The organism is Micromonospora sp. D75 (assembly GCF_018070405.1).
GTDB classification, from domain to species: domain Bacteria; phylum Actinomycetota; class Actinomycetes; order Mycobacteriales; family Micromonosporaceae; genus Micromonospora; species Micromonospora chalcea.
Window position 1 is genome coordinate 1 of sequence record NZ_JAGPXV010001008.1, and the last position, 1,208, is coordinate 1,208.

Annotated in this window: 2 protein-coding genes and 1 pseudogene; 1 reads left to right on the forward strand and 2 read right to left on the reverse strand. The window is 70.6% G+C overall.

Going from position 1 to position 1,208, the window contains the following annotated elements; translation table 11 throughout:
• Nucleotides 1-322: pseudogene (locus tag KBX39_RS31535) on the forward strand (gluconate transporter); the annotation flags it as partial.
• 6 nt (nt 323-328) lie between these two features.
• Here KBX39_RS31535 and KBX39_RS31540 read toward each other — a convergent pair.
• Both KBX39_RS31540 and KBX39_RS31545 read right to left on the reverse strand, forming a co-directional pair.
• The gene (locus KBX39_RS31540; RefSeq protein ID WP_013474158.1) at nt 329-613 is read right to left on the reverse strand and encodes a putative quinol monooxygenase; all 285 of its coding nucleotides are present in this window, start codon (nt 611-613) and stop codon (nt 329-331) included.
• 27 nt (nt 614-640) lie between these two features.
• A partial coding sequence (locus tag KBX39_RS31545) for a TipAS antibiotic-recognition domain-containing protein (RefSeq protein ID WP_210874071.1) occupies nt 641-1,208 on the reverse strand: 568 nt, incomplete at its 5' end.

The window sequence follows — 1,208 nt, forward strand, 5'->3', positions numbered from 1 at the left end:
CCTCTCCCCGCTGCTGCTCGGCTGGCTGGTAGCTGTCGGCATCCGGGTCGCCACCGGCTCGGCCACCGTCGCCACCATCACCGCCGCCGGCATCGTCGCGCCGCTGGCCGACACGCTCGCCGCCCCCGAGGTGGCGCTGCTGGCGCTGGCCATCGGCTGCGGATCGCTGTTCTTCTCCCACGTCAACGACGCCGGCTTCTGGCTGGTGAAGGAGTACTTCGGGTTGACCGTCGGGCAGACCATCAAGAGCTGGTCGGTGATGGAGACCATCATCTCGGTGGTCGGTTTCCTCGGCGTCCTGCTGCTCGACGTCTTCATCTAGAGGCGGTCAGGGGGCCTCGACGCCGGAGATGCGGAACTTGTGCACCTCGGCGCCGAGGATCTCCGTCACCTGCTCGGCCTCCGGGCCGGAGCCCCGGAACGCCAGCAACTGCTCGTCGGACTCCCACCGCTCGTAGACGTTGATCCGGCCCGGCTCGACCAGGTCCGCGCTGACCGCGAAGTCCACGCAGCCGGGCGCGTCCCGGGCCGCGCGGACGGCAGCCTCGCAGGACGCCAGGTAGGCGTCCCGCCGGGCCGGATCGACGTAGAGGGTGCCGGCGACGATGAGCATGCCGGCCATCCTGCCACCCGCACCCGGTCAGGACCGGGTGATCGCGTTGGCGTGGATCGCCTCGTTCAGGTACGCGGCCATCCCCGGCCGCAGCGCCTCGAAGTACGCGGTGAACCGCGGGTCCGCCACGTACATGTCGGCCAGACCGGTGTGGATCTCGTACGAGCAGTCGTACCACCACTTCGTGATGAGCTGCCGGTGCTCCTCGGCCAGCGCCATCGCCTCCGGGCCGTCAGCCGGCGCGCCCGAGTCCATCAGCGCGGCGAACCGCCGCCCCCACTCCTCGTTCTCCGCCTTGTTGCGCAGCCAGTCCTCCTTCGAGTAGCGGCCCGCGCGCTCCTGCGACTGCCGGTACGCCTCGGTGCCGCCCCAGCGCTGCTCCGCCTCCTCGGCGTGCTCGTCCGGGTCGAAGTCCCCGAACACCTCGAACCGCTCCTCCGGCGTCAACTGGATCCCCAACGTCCTCGCCTCCATCGCGTGTTCGATCGCCGCGACCATCTCCTGGAGCTTCCCGATCCGCCCGGACAGCAGCTCGTGCTGCCGGCGCAGGTGCGCCACCGGGTCGGCGTCCGGATCGTCCAGGATCTCGGCGATC

Coding starts and splice junctions, on each gene's coding strand:
- KBX39_RS31540 (WP_013474158.1), bottom strand. CDS start 613: ATGCTCATCGTCGCCGGCACCCTCTACGTCGATCCGGCCCGGCGGGAC.